Source organism: Lentzea sp. NPDC020367 (genome assembly GCF_044387305.1).
Taxonomy (GTDB): Bacteria; Actinomycetota; Actinomycetes; order Mycobacteriales; family Pseudonocardiaceae; genus Lentzea.
This window is the reverse complement of sequence record NZ_JBIRVV010000003.1, coordinates 598,051-613,643: the sequence shown is the minus strand read 5'-3', so window position 1 is coordinate 613,643 and position 15,593 is coordinate 598,051. Positions and strand designations below refer to the sequence as shown.

20 protein-coding genes are annotated in these 15,593 nt (G+C 68.0%); 7 read left to right on the top strand and 13 right to left on the bottom strand.

Translation table 11 applies throughout. The features are described from left to right. Positions 1–28: 28 nt before the first annotated feature. The 7 genes from ACH413_RS15285 to ACH413_RS15255 all read right to left on the bottom strand — a co-directional run bounded on the left by ACH413_RS15285 (position 29) and on the right by ACH413_RS15255 (position 5,604). Positions 29–598 carry a TetR/AcrR family transcriptional regulator gene (locus ACH413_RS15285; protein WP_360040753.1) on the bottom strand — a complete coding sequence of 190 codons (570 nt, stop codon included), beginning with the start codon at positions 596–598 and terminating at the stop codon, positions 29–31. After that, complete coding sequence (locus ACH413_RS15280) at positions 541–1,821, bottom strand: FAD-dependent monooxygenase (protein ID WP_360040757.1); 1,281 nt, start codon at positions 1,819–1,821, stop codon at positions 541–543. The genes ACH413_RS15285 and ACH413_RS15280 overlap by 58 nt, the downstream gene beginning before the upstream one ends. A 79-nt stretch (positions 1,822–1,900) precedes the next feature. Next, positions 1,901–2,617, bottom strand: coding sequence for a VTT domain-containing protein (locus tag ACH413_RS15275; RefSeq protein ID WP_360041070.1), 717 nt, complete (start codon positions 2,615–2,617; stop codon positions 1,901–1,903). Positions 2,618–2,640: 23 nt separating this feature from the next. Next, positions 2,641–2,835: a hypothetical protein gene (locus ACH413_RS15270; RefSeq protein ID WP_360040760.1), complete on the bottom strand. Its 195-nt coding sequence runs from the start codon at positions 2,833–2,835 to the stop codon at positions 2,641–2,643. Positions 2,836–2,839: 4 nt separating this feature from the next. Next, the gene (gene nagA, locus ACH413_RS15265; protein WP_360040763.1) at positions 2,840–3,991 is read right to left on the bottom strand and encodes an N-acetylglucosamine-6-phosphate deacetylase; all 1,152 of its coding nucleotides are present in this window, start codon (positions 3,989–3,991) and stop codon (positions 2,840–2,842) included. Then, the gene (locus tag ACH413_RS15260; RefSeq protein WP_360040766.1) at positions 3,991–4,899 is read right to left on the bottom strand and encodes an ROK family protein; all 909 of its coding nucleotides are present in this window, start codon (positions 4,897–4,899) and stop codon (positions 3,991–3,993) included. Before ACH413_RS15260 ends, nagA begins: the two co-directional genes overlap by 1 nt. 141 nt (positions 4,900–5,040) lie before the next feature. After that, the gene (locus tag ACH413_RS15255) at positions 5,041–5,604 is read right to left on the bottom strand and encodes a SigE family RNA polymerase sigma factor (protein WP_093595593.1); all 564 of its coding nucleotides are present in this window, start codon (positions 5,602–5,604) and stop codon (positions 5,041–5,043) included. 40 nt (positions 5,605–5,644) lie between these two features. Here ACH413_RS15255 and ACH413_RS15250 point away from each other — a divergent pair, with 40 nt between their 5' ends. Continuing rightward, a complete protein-coding gene (locus ACH413_RS15250; RefSeq protein ID WP_360040770.1) occupies positions 5,645–5,929 on the top strand; it encodes a YciI family protein in 285 nt (94 codons plus the stop codon). On the opposite strand, the gene ACH413_RS15245 is transcribed toward ACH413_RS15250, so the two are convergent. Together ACH413_RS15245 and ACH413_RS15240 are read right to left on the bottom strand one after the other, a co-directional pair. Further along, on the bottom strand, positions 5,919–6,770 hold the full coding sequence (locus tag ACH413_RS15245; protein WP_360040773.1) for an SDR family oxidoreductase: 852 nt from the start codon (positions 6,768–6,770) through the stop codon (positions 5,919–5,921). The two genes, ACH413_RS15250 and ACH413_RS15245, sit on opposite strands and share 11 nt — an antisense overlap. 45 nt (positions 6,771–6,815) lie before the next feature. Further along, positions 6,816–7,742 (bottom strand): aldo/keto reductase, encoded by a 927-nt coding sequence (locus tag ACH413_RS15240; RefSeq protein ID WP_360040776.1) that lies wholly within the window; start codon positions 7,740–7,742, stop codon positions 6,816–6,818. A 38-nt stretch (positions 7,743–7,780) separates the two neighbouring features. On the opposite strand from ACH413_RS15240, the gene ACH413_RS15235 reads away from it, so the two are divergent. Further along, positions 7,781–8,554: a TIGR03620 family F420-dependent LLM class oxidoreductase gene (locus ACH413_RS15235; protein ID WP_360040779.1), complete on the top strand. Its 774-nt coding sequence runs from the start codon at positions 7,781–7,783 to the stop codon at positions 8,552–8,554. On the opposite strand, the gene ACH413_RS15230 is transcribed toward ACH413_RS15235, so the two are convergent. Then, complete coding sequence (locus ACH413_RS15230; protein WP_360040782.1) at positions 8,544–8,828, bottom strand: DUF427 domain-containing protein; 285 nt, start codon at positions 8,826–8,828, stop codon at positions 8,544–8,546. The genes ACH413_RS15235 and ACH413_RS15230 overlap by 11 nt on opposite strands. A gap of 157 nt (positions 8,829–8,985) precedes the next feature. Here ACH413_RS15230 and fbaA point away from each other — a divergent pair, with 157 nt between their 5' ends. Further along, positions 8,986–10,020 carry a class II fructose-bisphosphate aldolase gene (gene fbaA, locus ACH413_RS15225; RefSeq protein ID WP_319976576.1) on the top strand — a complete coding sequence of 345 codons (1,035 nt, stop codon included), beginning with the start codon at positions 8,986–8,988 and terminating at the stop codon, positions 10,018–10,020. Positions 10,021–10,068: 48 nt separating this feature from the next. On the opposite strand, the gene ACH413_RS15220 is transcribed toward fbaA, so the two are convergent. Next, positions 10,069–10,902, bottom strand: a complete 834-nt coding sequence (locus tag ACH413_RS15220; RefSeq protein ID WP_360040785.1) for an NAD(P)H-binding protein — start codon at positions 10,900–10,902, stop codon at positions 10,069–10,071. Positions 10,903–10,987: 85 nt separating this feature from the next. Between ACH413_RS15220 and ACH413_RS15215 the strand changes: the two genes are divergently transcribed. Further along, complete coding sequence (locus ACH413_RS15215; protein WP_360040788.1) at positions 10,988–11,359, top strand: helix-turn-helix domain-containing protein; 372 nt, start codon at positions 10,988–10,990, stop codon at positions 11,357–11,359. Here the strand turns inward: ACH413_RS15215 and ACH413_RS15210 are convergent. Further along, positions 11,339–12,454, bottom strand: a complete 1,116-nt coding sequence (locus ACH413_RS15210; RefSeq protein WP_360040791.1) for a hypothetical protein — start codon at positions 12,452–12,454, stop codon at positions 11,339–11,341. The genes ACH413_RS15215 and ACH413_RS15210 overlap by 21 nt on opposite strands. A gap of 146 nt (positions 12,455–12,600) precedes the next feature. Here ACH413_RS15210 and ACH413_RS15205 point away from each other — a divergent pair, with 146 nt between their 5' ends. From ACH413_RS15205 to ACH413_RS15195, 3 genes are all read left to right on the top strand, one after another. Next, complete coding sequence (locus ACH413_RS15205) at positions 12,601–12,735, top strand: hypothetical protein (protein WP_360040794.1); 135 nt, start codon at positions 12,601–12,603, stop codon at positions 12,733–12,735. A gap of 32 nt (positions 12,736–12,767) precedes the next feature. Continuing rightward, positions 12,768–13,178 carry a DUF3151 domain-containing protein gene (locus tag ACH413_RS15200; RefSeq protein ID WP_360040797.1) on the top strand — a complete coding sequence of 137 codons (411 nt, stop codon included), beginning with the start codon at positions 12,768–12,770 and terminating at the stop codon, positions 13,176–13,178. A gap of 390 nt (positions 13,179–13,568) precedes the next feature. Further along, positions 13,569–14,729, top strand: a complete 1,161-nt coding sequence (locus ACH413_RS15195) for an FUSC family protein (protein WP_360040800.1) — start codon at positions 13,569–13,571, stop codon at positions 14,727–14,729. A 159-nt stretch (positions 14,730–14,888) separates the two neighbouring features. Here the strand turns inward: ACH413_RS15195 and ACH413_RS15190 are convergent, their stop codons facing one another. Then, positions 14,889–15,518 carry an HNH endonuclease family protein gene (locus ACH413_RS15190; protein WP_360040803.1) on the bottom strand — a complete coding sequence of 210 codons (630 nt, stop codon included), beginning with the start codon at positions 15,516–15,518 and terminating at the stop codon, positions 14,889–14,891. Positions 15,519–15,593: the final 75 nt, after the last annotated feature.

Sequence of the window (15,593 nt, the reverse complement as noted above, 5' to 3'; positions counted from 1 at the left end):
CACCCAGGTGGTCCAGACCACTAGCAACCTAGGGCCGATAGCCGACCTGGTGCAACACCTTGTGGAGATAGGTCTCCAGTTCGTCCGGGGTGTTGTGCTCCGGGCGGGTCAGCGCACGGTAGAAAAGCGCACCTCCGGCCATGTCCACGACGACGTCCATGTCGGTACCGGGCGGAAAACCGGGACGCACCAGGTCCTTGAGGACCGCCCGGCGCGGTGCGATGAAGAGCTCCCAGTACCGCCGCATCAACCCGAAGTTGTCCGCGGACGCGCCGATGATCCGGCGCAGCAACTGGACCGCCTCACCCGTCGACATCAGCGCGGCCCAGCCCTTGATGATCTCCTCCTGCGAGGAGACGGCCATCCGCGCGGGATCGAGCGCCGCGACGTCGCGGGGCAGCTCGATCACGCTGAACAGCAGCTCCTCCTTGGTGGCGAACCGGCGGTAGACCGTCGCGCGGGTCACTCCCGCACGACGAGCCACCTGCTCGATCGACGTGCCGTCGAGGCCGCGTTCCAGGAACAGCTCGAAAGCCGCCGTCAGGATCGCGTTGTCAGCCTCGGGGTCGCGGGGACGCCCAGCACTTCGTTCAGCCACGCAGAAAGCCTCTCCGGGGAAGACGGACCGCGCCACGCCAGGTGCCCGTCGGGACGCACCAGCAGCGTGTCGCCGGCGCGTTCATGGTGCACGACGTCTCCGAGCCGTTCCCGCGCCACCTCCAGGCACGTCGCGGGCCCCGCCAGCACCCACCGGCCGACCCTGGCGAACGCCGGCACCCGCGGCCCGCCCACCGATCCCGAGTAGCGGACGCCGAGCTGAGAGGCGAACCGGATGAGCCCGCGCTGCACCGGCGGGAGGCCCAGCAACGGGAACAGCAGGCCGCGCGCCAGTCGTGAGATGCGCCCGGAGCCCATCGAGATCCGCGTCGCCGGCGTGGTCGACCCGAGCACCTTCGCGGCGACCGGCCGCCGTTCGGCCTCGTAGGTGTCGAGCAGCGACGTGGCGGCCCTGCCCTGCACCACCAGCGCGAGCTTCCAGGCGAGGTTCTCCGCGTCGCCGAGACCGGTGTTCATGCCCTGCCCGCCCAACGGGCTGTGGATGTGCGCGGCGTCGCCCGCCAGCAGGACGTTGCCCCGCCGGTAGGCCGACGCCAGCCGCCGGTGGATGCGGAACGTCGACTCCCAGTCCACGGCGCCGATCGGCCCCGGCGTCCACCGCCCGCCGTCCGGCGACATGACCCGCCAGAGATCGTCGCCGGGCAGCGGGAAGATCGCCGTCAGGTGCCCGTTCTCGAGGTGGACGTGCACCGACGACCGGTCGAGGTCCCAGTCGGCGTGTAGGTCGCGCAGCAGGAAGTTCTCCATCACCGCCTCGCCGTCGAACGAGATCCCCGCGATCTTGCGCACCGCCGAGTGCGCGCCGTCGCAGCCGACCAGCCAGTCGTCGCCGCGCACGGGGACCGACCCGATCGGCGTGTTCCACTCGACGGCGACCCCCAGTTCGGCCAGCCGGTCCCGCAGCCGTTGCTCGACCCACGTCTGCGACGCGATCAACGCCCCCGCGTCGCGCATCGGCGTCAGGTCGAGCCGCTTGCGCCCGTTGACCCGCAGCGCTTCCATCCGGATCGCCTTCTCCGGCAGGTCGCCCAGCGCCCCCAGCCTCGCCAGCACCTCCGCGCCGCGCGGCTGCACCCCCAGCGCCCGCGACGTCGTGGCCGGGCCGGCAGCCGCGTCCACGACCCGTACCTCGTCCACCCCGAACTTCCGGAGTCCGCACGCCAGCGCCAAGCCGGTCGGACCCGCCCCCGCAATGATGACCATACAAATACAGTACAGCTCTGTATTCAAACTGGAACAGCAAAAAACCCGCCTGCCGGAACAGGCGGGCTCGAGTTGCTGGTCAGCGCTCGACGCGGGGGATGATCTGCGTCGAGTCGTCCTGGATCTGCGCCTGCATGACCTGGGTGATGTCGTCGGCCTCGGCCTGCACGAGAGTCTTCTTCTCCTTGCGCGCCTTGATCACCTCGATGATGATCGGCACGACCGACAGGAGCACGATGGCGATCAGCGTGATCTCGAGGTTGTTCTTGATGAACGCGACCTGGCCGAGGAAGTAGCCCAGGATCGTCAGACCCGCGGCCCACGCCACGCCGCCGATCGCGGAGTACGTGAAGTACTTCTTCGGGTCCATCTTGCCGACACCGGCCATCGCCGTGATGAACGTGCGGACGATCGGCACGAACCGGGCGAGGACGATGGCGCGCGCGCCGTACTTGTCGAAGAACTCCTGCGTCTTGTCGACGTACTCCTTCTTGAAGATCTTCGACTCCGGCTTGCTGAACAGCGCCGGACCGGCCTTCACGCCGATGTAGTAGCCGGCGACGTTGCCGATGAACGCGCACACCGTCAGCAGCACGCAGACGAGCCAGAGCGGGGTGTCGATGGTGCCCGCCGCGACGAAGAGACCCGCCGTGAACAGCAGCGAGTCGCCGGGCAGGAAGAAACCGACGAGGAGCCCGCACTCCGCGAAGATGATGAGGCACAACCCGATGAGCATGTACGGGCCGAGCCCGTTCAGCAGAACGGTGGGGTCCAGCCAGTCAGGGCCCAATGCAATCGTCACGGCGACAACGGTACAGGTCAGCTCAGGGTGATCACTGCGGCCACCGTGCCCGCTGCCAGGCCCAACAGGAGCGCGAGGCCCAGCACCCACCACACGGACATGGGTGCGGGACGCTCGTCGTCAATTGGGACAGGTACGGCAAATCCGGCATTCGTGCTGGTCGCCTGCGCTCGCAACGCGTCGGTCACCAGTCGTTCCGGATCGTCCGCCATCCACCTATTCCTTGACCCACTCGCCCCTGACCATCACGTCCTGCGGCTTCAATTCTGCATCGAGGACGACGATGTCCGCAGCGAGTCCGGCTTCCAGCTTGCCCGTGTCGAGGCCGAGCAGCTCCGCACCGCGGGTCGAGGCGGCGTGCGTGGCCTCCACGAGCGACAGCCCGCACGAGTTGACGGCGTTGCGGAACGCCATGTCCATCGTGAGCGTGCTGCCGGCCAGCGAGGCGCCCCCTGCCAACGTTGGCACTCCGTCGACGACGCGCACCTCCAGGCCGCCGATGTCGTACACGCCGTCGCCCACGCTCGCCGCCGCGATGGCGTCGGTGATGAGGACGGTCCGCTTGAGGCCCGCGTGCCGCGCGGCGAGGCGGACGGCGGTCGGGTGCAGGTGCACCAGGTCGCAGATGAGCTCGACGGTCACGCGTTCGTCGTCCAGCAGCGCGCCGATCGGGCCGGGCTCGCGGTGGTGCAGCGGGCGCATGCCGTTGAACAGGTGCGTCGCCACGGACGCACCCGCGTCGACGGCGGGCCTGACCTGCGCCTCGGTCGCGTCGGTGTGACCGATCGCGGCGAGGACGTTGTTGTCCACGAGCTGACGCACGGCGTTGACGGCGCCCTCCAGCTCGGGCGCGATGGTGACCATGCGGATGGTGCCCTTGCCCGCGTCGAGCAGCTTCGCCACCGCGGTCTGCTCCGGCGGGCACAGGATCGCCGGGTCGTGCGCGCCGCAACGGGCGGCGGACAGGAACGGGCCTTCGAGGTGGACGCCCGCGACGACGCCCTCCTGGACCAGTTCGGCCAGCGCGGACACCTGGTCGGCCAGCTCCGGCACGGGGCGGGTGACCAGCGAGGCCAGCACCGTCGTGGTGCCGTGCTTGCGGTGCGCCGCCGCGGCCTTGCGGACCTTCTCCGGGTCACTGCTGGTGAACGCGGCACCGCCACCGCCGTGGCAGTGGATGTCGACGAACCCCGGCACGATCGTGCCGCCACCGACGTCGTGGGTCGGGCCTTCCGGCGCCGCGCCCTCGCCGACCGCGGCGATCCTGCCGTCCTTGACGCTGACCCACCCGTTCTCGAGCACTCCGCCCGGCGTGACGACCCGACCCCCGGTCAGGATCACGTCGACAGGTCCACCCCACGTGCTCATCACGCCTCCAGCGTGTCGATGGCCAGCAGCGCCGCGCCGAGGAAGCCCGCCTCGTCGCCGAGCGCCGCGAGCCGAAGCTCCGGTCGGCGCTGGAAGGCGATCAGCCCGTCCAGCCTTTCCCTCAGGGGCTCCACCAGCAGGTCTCCTGCGAGTGCGAGCCCACCGCCGAGCACGACGGCCTCCGGACCGAGCAGCGTCGCCAGCACCAGGATCCCCCTGGCGAGCGCGTCCACGGCCTCGTGCCACACGGCGACTGCGTCCTGATCCCCGTCCCTGACCCTGAGTGCGACCTCAGCGGCCCCTTTGACGGGGGTGCCGGTACGTGCGGTGTACCGGCGGGCGATCGCCGCGGAGGACGCCACTGTCTCCACGCAGCCGATCTGGCCACAGGCGCAGGGCACGCCGTGGCCGACGTTCACATGTCCGATCTCACCCGCGTAGCCCTCGCCGCTGTAGATCTTGCCGTCCAGCAGCAGCGCGCCGGCGATACCGGTGCCGATGGGCATGATCACCGCGTTGCGCAGGTCCCTCGCGGCGCCCATGCGGCATTCGGCCAGGCCCGCGGCACGCACGTCGTGGCCGAACGCGACGGGCATGCCCAGCCGTTCGGTGAGGACGGTGCTGAACGGGAACTGGCTCCACGGCAGGTTCGTCGTGTACACGCCGACGCCGTTGGCCTCGTCCACGATGCCCGGCGCCACGATCCCCACGGCGTCGATCTCGTGTTCGGAGGCGTCGCCCAGCTCGCTGACGAGCTCGGCGATGACGTCGAGGAGAGGCGCCAGCTCGCCGGGAGTCGCCCGGCGCGCGTGCTTCTGCGCCGCCACCGACTCCCGGGTCCCGGAGACCAGCGCCGCCTTGGTTTCGGTGCCACCGATGTCAACGGCGACCACGTGTCTGCGTGCCACGGGAACTGATCCTGCGGCATGGGGGGCCTATTGGTCTATACCAAGTACCGATTTGGGCGCGTGGTCTTACGAGCTGAAACCGCCCGCAACGGACGAAACGGCCTCAGCTGGCTAAACGGTGAAGTTTGCTTACTGTTGCGACTACCCGGCCATGATCTTCTGGAGGGCGTCGAGCGCACGGGACGCCGTCGACTTCACGGTGCCCTTCGAGATGCCGGTGGCCTCGGCGATCTCCGCCTCGGACAGGTCGCCGTAGTAGCGCAGCACGAGCACCTCGCGCTGGCGCGGCGGCAGCTGCTGCAACGCCTTGACCACGGCCTGGTGCTCCGCGGTCAGCATCGCCAGCGACTCGGCCGACCGCGCGTTCGCCACGTGCGGCGGGATGTAGTCGCGGGCCGTCTTGCGCCGGCGCAGCACGCTGCGGGAGCCGTTGACCACGGCCGTGCGGAGGTAGCCGACGGCCGCCTGGGCGTCCCGGAGGCCCTTCCAGTTGCGGTGCAGGCCGGCGAACGCCTCCTGCACCACGTCCTCGGCTGTGGACGGCTCGTCCACGAGCAGCAGCGCGAGCCTCACGAGGCGCATGCGGTGCTGCTTGTACAGGTCTTCGAGCGTGAGGGGCCCTGTGGGAGGTCCTGCGACGCCGTCCTTGATTCGCAGGTTGGTCAGGGTGTCCTGCACGGTGCGCGGGGTTTCTTCGCCAACCACAAGGTAGGACGGTACCGGTCAGCGTCGCTACGGTGGACGCATGGCCCGCTTTGCAGTCGAATTGGTGTTCGGTCCCGACAGCGAGAAGCGCCTCGCGGTGCGCCCCGCACACCGCGAGTACATCGCCTCTCTCGCCGAGAAGGGTGTGGTCCTCGCCGCAGGTCCGTACGCGGACGACACCGGCGCGTTGATCATCTACGAGGCGGCGGACGAGGCCTCGCTGAAGGAGATCCTGTCCGCCGATCCCTACACGCCGGCGAACGTCATCACGAAGTGGAAGATCCGCGTCTGGAACGCCCTGCTCGGCTCCTGGCTCACCGACTAGCGGCCTGACCGCCCGGCCCGACCAGTCCCGAGGTGTCCGACTTCGCCATCTCGAGGTCGGCCGCCGCCACCTCCTCGACCGCCTGGCGGTCCACGACCATCGGCGTGAACGCGCGGAAGTACTTCAGAGCGCCGACCCAGCCGGGGACGTGGACCGCCTTCGCCCGCTTCTCGATGCCCCTGACGACGGCCCTGCCGACGTTGCGGACGGGGTACTTCTTGCCGGCCACACCGGGCATGCCCTTGCGCAGCTTGCCGAAGACCGGGTGCTCGTCGGCGCTGTTGACCATGTCCGTGGAGATCCACGAGAAGTACGCGGTGCCGACGTCGACGCCCAGGTGCCTGACCTCGGCGCGGAGGCTGTCCGCAAACGCTTCGCAGCCCGCCTTGGCCGCCGAGTAGGCCGCGTTGCCGGGGATGTGGACGATCGCCGCGAGCGACGACACGACCAGGCAGTAGCCGCGGCTCTTGATCAGGTGCGGCAGCGCCGTGCGGACCGTGCGCCACACACCGAGCAGATTGACCTCGATGACCCGTTCGAACGCCTTCGGGTCCATCGAGCGCACGAACCCCGTGGCCGCGATGCCCGCGTTCGCCACCACGACGTCGATGCCGCCGAAGTGGGCCGCGACCTCGTTCATCACGCGGTCGAGCACGTCCCAGTCCGTGACATCGGCTTCCCACGCCTTGCCGCCGGTCTGCCGCGCGACCTCTTCGAGCTGGGCCATCTCCAGCCCTACGAGCGCGAGACGAGCCCCGCGCGCGGCCAGTTGCCTCGCCACCTCGGCGCCGATGCCCCTGGCCGCGCCGGTGATCAGTACCACCTTGCCCGTGACGTCCATGCTCGTCACGGTAACGCAACCTACTCCCAGTAAGCTACTGGCAAGTTAAATTGCGCTGAGGCGATCCACCTCGGCCTGCGTGAGCTCCAGGGTCAGCGCCGGGAGCAGGTCGCTGAGCTGCTCCAACGTCCGGGCGGACGCGATCGGCGCGGCCACCGTCGGCTGCTGGGCGAGCCACGCGAGGGCGACCGCCGCGACCGAGGTCTCGTGGGTTTCGGCCAGCTCGTCGAGCACTTCGAGGACCTGCAGACCGTGCTCGTCGAGGAACTTCGAGGCCGCGCCGGCCCGTGCGCTCTGAACCTCGACGCTCGGCCGGTACTTGCCGCTCAGGAAGCCCTTGGCGAGCGACGAGTAGGTCAGGGTGGCGAGGCCGAGCCTCGCCACGGTGTCCTGGAGCTCGCCCTCGAACTTGGCGCGGCTGACCAGGCTGTACTCGGGCTGCAGCGCCACGAACTTGGCGAAGCCCTCGCGTTCCTGGATGTCCAGCGCCTGCGCGAGCCGTTCGGCGGAGAAGTTGGACGCGGCGACGTACCGGACCTTGCCGTCGCGGACGAGCTGGTCGTAGGCGGCGAGCGTCTCCTCGAGCGGCGTGTTCGGGTCGTCGACGTGGTTGTAGTAGAGGTCGATGTGGTCGACGCCGAGCCGCTTCAGCGAGCGTTCGGCGGCCGTCAGCACGGTGTCGCGCTTCTGGTTGTTGAAACCGGCGAGCATGCCGACCTTCGTGGCCACCACGATCTGGTCGCGGTCGCTCCTCCCGGCCAGCCACCTGCCGATGATCGTCTCCGACTCGCCGCCGGAGAGGCCCTCGCCCCAGGCCGAGTACACGTCGGCGGTGTCGATGAAGTTCCCGCCCGCCCTGGTGTAGGCGTCGAGCACTGCGAACGACTGGTCCTCGTCAGCGGTCCAGCCGAACACGTTGCCGCCCAGGCAGAGGCGGGACACGTTCAGGTCGGTGGTGCTCAAGATCGGCATACTGCGAAAGGTAGTACGCCGCGACGATTGGGGTTCGCATGCTGGGAACGTTCGGGGTCTGGGGCTCGCACCACGAGTGGGCCGGGAGGATCGGCGAGATCGAGGCGCTCGGCTACGGGGCGTTCTGGATCGGCGGCTCGCCGGAGATCGGTGTGGTCGGCGAGGCGCTGGACACCACGGAGTCGATCACCATCGCGACCGGCATCGTCAACGTGTGGCAGTCCGACCCCGAGGCGGTCGCGGCCGAGTTCCACCGGCTCGCGAGCGACAGGTTCCTGCTCGGCGTCGGCGTGGGTCACCCGCAGCTCGACCAGGCCTACGAGAAGCCCTACGACAAGCTCGTGTCCTACCTCGACCGGCTCGACGTGCCCGCCGACCGGCTGGTGCTCGCCGCCCTCGGCCCGAAGGTCCTCAGGCTCGCCGCCGACCGGACCGCGGGCGCCCACCCGTACCTCGTGCCGGTCGAGCACACCGCCGAGGCTCGCAAGGTGCTCGGCGACAAGCTCCTCGCGCCCGAGGTGACGGTGGTCGTCGAGGAGGACGTGGAGGTCGCGCGTGCCATCGCGCGCGAGAAGCTCTCGTTCTACTTCTCGCTCACCAACTACACGAACAACTGGCAGCGCTACGGGTTCACCGCCGAGGACGTGAAGGGCTCGGATCGCCTCGTCGACGCGTTGGTCGCGCACGGCAGCCCGGACCAGGTGGCCGCGAAGCTGCGTGCGCACGTCGATGCGGGTGCCGACCACGTGGCCGTCCAGTCGCTGAACGGCCACTACGCGGAACTGGCCGACGCCCTCGGGCTCAGGCGCTGATCTCGACGCCCTTCCAGAACGCCACGTGGCCCTTGATCTGCTTCGCCGCGTCCTTCGGCTCGGCGTAGTACCAGGCCGCGTTGGTGTTCTCGGCGCCGTCTACCTGCAACGAGTAGTAGTTCGCGTCGCCCTTCCACGGGCAGTGCGAGGTGTGGTCGGTCGGCTTCAACACGGCCGGATCGACCGATTCCAGCGGGAAGTAGTGGTTGCCTTCGACCACGACGGTGTCGTCGCTCGAAGCGATGATCTTGCCGTTCCACTGAGCAGTTGCCATGTCATCCACTATCCCCCTACCGGCGGGTAGCGCAGACCGGCTGGTCAACTGGTACTTGATCGATCACTCTGTGAGGGCGGCCACCGAGTTGGCCCCGTGACTCGGCCTCGTAGGATGCGAGCTGACACCCGTTCAGGGCGCCTGAGGAGGACCACCGATGCCCATCGCAACTCCCGAGGTCTACGCGGAGATGCTGGACCGGGCCAAGGCGAACGAGTTCGCCTACCCCGCCATCAACGTCACGTCGTCGGAGACGCTCAACGCGGCTCTTCGCGGCTTCGCCGAGGCTGAGAGCGACGGCATCATCCAGGTCTCGACCGGCGGTGCCGAGTTCGCCTCGGGCACCAAGGTCAAGGACATGGTGACCGGCGCCGTGGCGCTCGCGGAGTTCGCGCACGTCGTCGCGGCCAAGTACCCCGTGAACATCGCGCTGCACACCGACCACTGCCCGAAGGACAAGCTCGACGGGTACGTGCGTCCGCTGATCGCGATCAGCCAGGAGCGCGTCGACAAGGGCGGCAACCCGCTCTTCCAGTCGCACATGTGGGACGGCTCGGCCGTCGCGCTGGACGAGAACCTCCAGATCGCGAGCGAGCTGCTCGACCTGTCCGCCAAGGCGAAGATCGTCCTCGAGATCGAGGTCGGTGTCGTCGGTGGCGAGGAGGACGGCGTCGACAACGAGATCAACGACAAGCTCTACACGACCGCCGAGGACTACCTGAAGACCCTCGAGGCGCTGGGCGCCGGCGAGAAGGGCCGCTACCTGCTCGCCGCGACCTTCGGCAACGTGCACGGCGTCTACAAGCCGGGCAACGTGAAGCTGCGCCCGGAGATCCTCAAGCAGGGCCAGGACGTGGTGGCGGAGAAGCTGGGCCTCCCGGCCGGCTCCAAGCCGTTCGACCTGGTCTTCCACGGCGGCTCCGGCTCGCTGCTCGAGGAGATCCACGAGGCCGTGTCGTACGGCGTCATCAAGATGAACATCGACACGGACACGCAGTACGCGTTCACCCGTCCGATCGCGGCGCACATGTTCGCGAACTACGACGGTGTGCTGAAGATCGACGGCGAGGTCGGCAACAAGAAGGTCTACGACCCGCGCAGCTACCTCAAGGCCGCCGAGACGGCCATGGGCGCGCGCATCGCGCAGGCCTGTGAGCACCTCAAGTCGTCGGGCCGCATGATCGCGGGCTGACACCTGGCGTGACGAGGGCCCCGGCTTCGTGCCGGGGCCCTTTTGCTTTCAGCGGAAGGCTTCGACGTTGCGTTCGGCCCAGTCGGCGAACGTGTGCGGGGCGCGGCCGAGGACCTCTTCCGCGTCCGGGCTGACGCGCTGCTCGTGCTCGGTCGGCGAGCTGAGGATGTCCAGGGTGTCGTCGGCGAGTTCTCCCGGCATCATCTGTTCCATGCCCGCCTTGGCCTCGGCACGGGTGAGCTCGTGGAACCGCACCGGCTCGCCGAGTGCTCGTGCGATGGCCTCGGTCTGCTGCCGTGGCGTGATCACCTCCGGGCCGGTCAGCTCGTAGATCCTGCTGCTGTGCCGGTCGTCGGTCAGGCAGGCGGCCGCGACCTCGGCGATGTCCGCCGGGTCGAGGATCGGCACACCGGTGTCGCCGAACGGTGCCGCGACGGTTCGCTGGGCTTTGACGGACTCGGCCCACCACAGCGCGTTGGACGCGAAGCCGCCCGGCCTGATGATCGACCAGTCCAGGCCGGAGGTCCGCAGTGAGTCCTCCAGTTCCAGCATCGCGATCCGCGTCGTGCCGAACGGCCTGGTCACCACACCCAGCGTGGAGAGCAGGACGACTCGGCGGACCCCGCTGTCCGCGGCCTGGGCGATGACGTCGGCCGGGTTGGCGCCGACGGCGTGCAGATCGCCGGACAGCAGCAGGAACAACGCCTTGGCGCCGTCCAGCGGGAGGGTCTTCGGGTCGGCCAGATCGGCCACGACGTGCTTGACGCCGTCCGGGACGTTCGCCGCGTGCCGCGACACCGCCGTCACCTGCTCGCCGGCCTTCGCCAGCGCCGTCGTCAGAGGCCTGCCGATGTTGCCGGTAGCGCCGGTCACCACGATCATTTTGAAGCTCCTTCGTCGTTGTGGTGACGACGCTAGGAACCAGGCTTACTTTTCGTAAGGACGTACCTGTAGGTAAGCTCCCGACATGGCAGTCGGAACTCAGTTCACGCGGTCCGAGTCGACGGAGCGGTATGAGGTGTTTCACACCGACTGCCCCGCGCGCGAGATGGTCGACCACGTGACGAGTCGGTGGGGAATCTGGGTGCTGATCTCCCTGCAGACCAACGACCTCAGGTTCTTCGAGCTGCGCGAGAGCATCCGCGGCATCAGCGAGAAGATGCTCTCCCAGACCCTGCGCGGGCTCGTCGAGGACGGCCTGATCTGGCGGAAGGTAGAGCCGACGACCCCGCCCCAGGTCACCTACGGGTTGACCGAGTTCGGGCGGGACGTCGGCGAGCCTCTCGCGGAGCTGTTCGGCCGGATCACCAGCCGGTTGTCAGCCCAGCTTGAGGCGTGACGCGATCAGTTGCGTCTCCGGTCGGTGGATCACCATGTCCCCGACCGTCCACAGCACCGCCAGCAGCACGGCCGTGACCGCCGCCGACGAGAACGAGATCGGCGGCCCCCACAGGTACTCCTGCTGGAACCAGATGCCGACGTAGCCGACCGTGGTGACGGCCGCCGACCCGAGCACGGCCGCGGCCGGCGTGGGCATCTTGACCGCGTGCGCCGCGTCGACCGCGAGCCCGACCAGGATCAGGAACAGCGGCACCGCGGACTTCGGGAAGTCGATCCCGGCGAGCAACGGCCAGATCAGGCACCGGTACGCGACGTACCCGCCGGCGACCACCGTGGCCGCCCAGGGCCGGTCGATCGTGCGCCGGGCGATGACCAGCACGATCGCCGCCGCGACGAGCCCCCACACCGGGTAGACCCAGTCCGCGATGGGCAGCGCGAAGTGCACGACCGCCTCGCGTCCGACCGGCACGCCGAGTTGATCGGCGGCGAACTGCAGCAGGATCGGCTCGGCCTCGGCCTTACCGCTGTCCCAGGCCTGCAACGCGCGCACGCCGTACTCCTGGTGCTGGTTGGGGAACCAGACGTTCTCCAGGAAGAAGAACCACAGGGCCGTCAGGCCGAGGGTCCTCGCGTTGCCCGCGGGGTAGTACTTCATCCACCCGCGGATCGCGCCGGCCAGCATCACCGCCGTGCCCAGGTAGAGCAGCGCGTGCGACCCGCTCCAGCTCGTGATGTCGAGCCCGTTGATCCGGTGGTTGATGATGTCGATCGGCAGGGCGATGAGGAAGATCCCGCTGCCGACCTGCATCAACCGGATCGTCAGCTTGTCGCCGCCGTACCCGGTGAACGTGTGGAACAACGTCAGCGCGACCACGATGACCGTGCCGACCGTGTTGATCAGGTGCGGCGGCGCGAGGTCGTCGCGCAACCACTTGAAGTGCCACGAGACGTCCCACGACGACCCGATCAACTTGAGCAGGAGACCGACGAGCCACAGCTGGTAGAGCTGCTTCGTGAGCGCTTGTGGTGTCTCCCGGCCGGGCGCGCCCCGCTCCCAGTACTGGTCCCGGAACTGCCTTACCCCCTGAATCATCCGAACATCATGAGCGCAGCTCGGGTGTCCAGGTAGGGCGAACGGCCCTGGTTTTACCCTGATGTTTCCAATTCGTGTGCACGATGGAGTGAAGCGGAGTGCGCGAAGTTGAAGTTCGGTGGGGTGGATCGGCAAGGTGCACGGGCATGAGCTCTGACGGGTATGGCGACGGTTACGACGACAGGTACAAGGCGACCACGAAGCAGCGGATCATCGCCGGGGTGCTCGTCACCGTGCTGATGCTGGCCGTTGTGGCCGCCGTCATGAGGATGTTCATCTAGTACGGGTCTGCGGATGCGGCACGATGGGCCGCATGGTTGAGAACCTCCTCGGGCCCGAGCCGACTCGTCTTCCCGAACGTCCTGAGGCGCAAGCCGCTGCTGATGGCGGTACTGACCCTGCCAAGATCGTTCGGGCCTACCCGGACTTTTCTGAGGCTTGGGCGTTGCTGGCTGAGCGCGCTTTGCACGCTGGGGACCCTGTTGCTGCTTATGCGTACGCCCGGACTGGGTACCACCGTGGGCTTGACCAGTTGCGTCGGTCTGGGTGGAAGGGGTTTGGGCCTGTGCCTTGGGGGCATCGGCCGAACCAGGGGTTTTTGAGGGCGCTCGCTGCGCTCGCGCTGGCTGCTCGGGAGATCGGGGAGGACGAGGAGTGGGACCGGTGTTCCAAGTTCCTCGCGGACTCGGATCCTGAGGCTCCGGCTGCGCTTGGGCTGGTCTGACGCGTTTTTCGTAGCGTTCCCCGGCTTGCGGGCGGCGAGTCCTGTTGCGTGCTTCCCCTGGGGGCTCTGCCCCCAGACCCCCGGCAATCTGATCGGGGGGTAGCGCCGCCTGCGGGTAGATGGCACGCCAGTTGCTTTGGGCGGCTGCCTGTTGCGTAGAAGGTTGCGTTGGCGGTGGGGTCCCGTCACGAGCCGAACCAAGAGCGAGCCACATGCGGGTATGGGTGTCAAGCGGGCGAAAAGCGTGCCCGCTTGACACCCATACCCGCATGCAGCAAGAGCTATGGTGCGACTCGTGACGGGACCCCACCGCCGGGCCCGCTCGGTAGGACGGCTCGCCTTCGGCTTCGCGGTGGGCATCAGTGGTGGAACAGCAGGCGGGGGTGAGTTGTGGGCGCGGTCAGGGACGCGATCGGGCGTGGGTTTTCGCGGTGGCGCGGGGCTGCGCTGCCGATCGTCCAAAGTGCCCTGTCCGCTGGGCTTGCCTGGGTGGTGGCGACCCTTGTCATCGGGCATCAGCACCCGTTCTTCGCGCCGATTGCCGCTGTCGTTTGTCTTGGGGTTTCGCTGGGGCAGCGGTTGCGGCGGGTCGGTGAGCTCGTTGTCGGCGTTTCTGTTGGTGTTGGGGTTGGCGACGCGCTGATCAGTTGGATCGGTAGTGGGCCCTGGCAGATCGCGCTTGTTGTTGCGTTGGCGATGTCGGCCGCTGTGTTGTTGGACGGCGGGTCTGTCATCGCGTTGCAGGCTGGTAGTAGCGCTGTTCTGGTGGCCACGTTGTTGCCGCCCAGTGCTGGTGGTGGGTTCGATCGGATGATCGACGCGTTGACTGGCGGGCTGATGGGGCTGGCTGTTGCCGCGCTCATTCCGGCCAATCCCGTCACGGTGGCGCAGCGGCAGTTGAAGGCGCTCACGAACACGCTGAGCGGGGCACTTCGAGAGCTTGCCGGTGCCCTGGAGGAGAAGGATTCCGTCAAGGCTGCTGGGGTGCTTGCCGAGTTGCGGACCAGTCAGACGACCATTGACGACTACAAAGCCGCGTTGCAGACCGGGAGTGAGATCGCTCGGATCGCGCCCATTCGGTGGCGGTCCAAGGACGAGCTCAAGCGGTATCAGGCTGCTGCTGGGCCTGTCGACTACGCGATTCGGAACACGCGGGTGTTGGCTCGGCGGGCCATGGCTGCGTTGAAGGCCGATGAACCCATTCCGGACGGGGTGCCGGATGTGTTGAAGGACTACGCGGACGCTGTGGACTGCCTGAAGGGTGAGTTGGAGAAGGGGGCCGAGCCCAAGAAGACTCGGGAGGCCGTGCGGGACGCCGCGCGGGTGCTTACCGCGCGGCGTCTCGGCGGGGACGGGTTCTCGTCCAAGGTCGTGCTGGCGCAGATCCGGAGTGTTGCCGTGGACCTGCTGCAGGCGACCGGGCTGAACCGGAGTGAGGCGATGGAGGCGTTGCCGCCGCTCAGCCCTCCGGCCGGTTCAGCAGGGCCAGCAGAAGCGAGTGCACCTGTTCGTGATCGCGAGGATCAGTCAGGACGCACGAAGCACCCGTGATCGCGTACCACTCTTCCGCGCCCTCGTAGCGGACCAGTGCTCGGAACTTTCCGTCGTCGGAGAGTTCTGTGCTCAGTTCCAGATCGCCTGTCACGACGCCGACCTCGTCGGTCATCACGCCGCCTGGGCCCGCTACGAAAAGCGCGGAGAGTGTCGCCATCAGCAGGTGCTCAGCATGCTCGTCAACGCCGCCTTCTCAGCCGAATCGGTCTTCAGGTTGTACCGGTACTTGGTGTGTACCCACATTTTGGCGTAAGTGCAGTAGTAGGACGTCAGCGGCGGCTTCCAGGTGCCGGGGTCCTGGTCGCCCTTGGACTGGTTGACGTTGTCGGTCACCGCGATGAGCTGCGGGCCGGACATGTCGTTCGCGAACGCCTGGCGCTGCGCCGTGGTCCAGGAGTTCGCTCCTGACCTCCAGGCCTGCGCGAGCGGCACGATGTGGTCGATGTCCACGTCGGAGGCCGCGGTCCACGTCGCGCCGTCGTACGGCGAGAACCAGCGGCCCGACGTGGCGGCGCACGACGAGTCCGTCACCACGTTCGTGCCGTCGCGCTTCAGCACGGCCTCACGGGTGTTGCAGCTGCCCGACTGGGTGATCCAGTGCGGGAAAAGGTCGCGTGAATAGCCCGTCATCGAGCCCTCGGTCGCGACCGTCAGTCCGGCCAATTCGGACTTCGCGGTGGCGGCAGGGGGGATGTTCGGCGGTGTCGCGAGTGCAGGGGAAACAAAACCAATGGTGAGAGCCGCGGTGGCAACTAAAACACCAATGGTTCGGTTAACTTTTGACATCGTCCCGACCTTCCTTGTTGGAAAGTGATCGGGACCTACCCTCAGTCACATTATGAAATTAGGCAATGCCTTCGA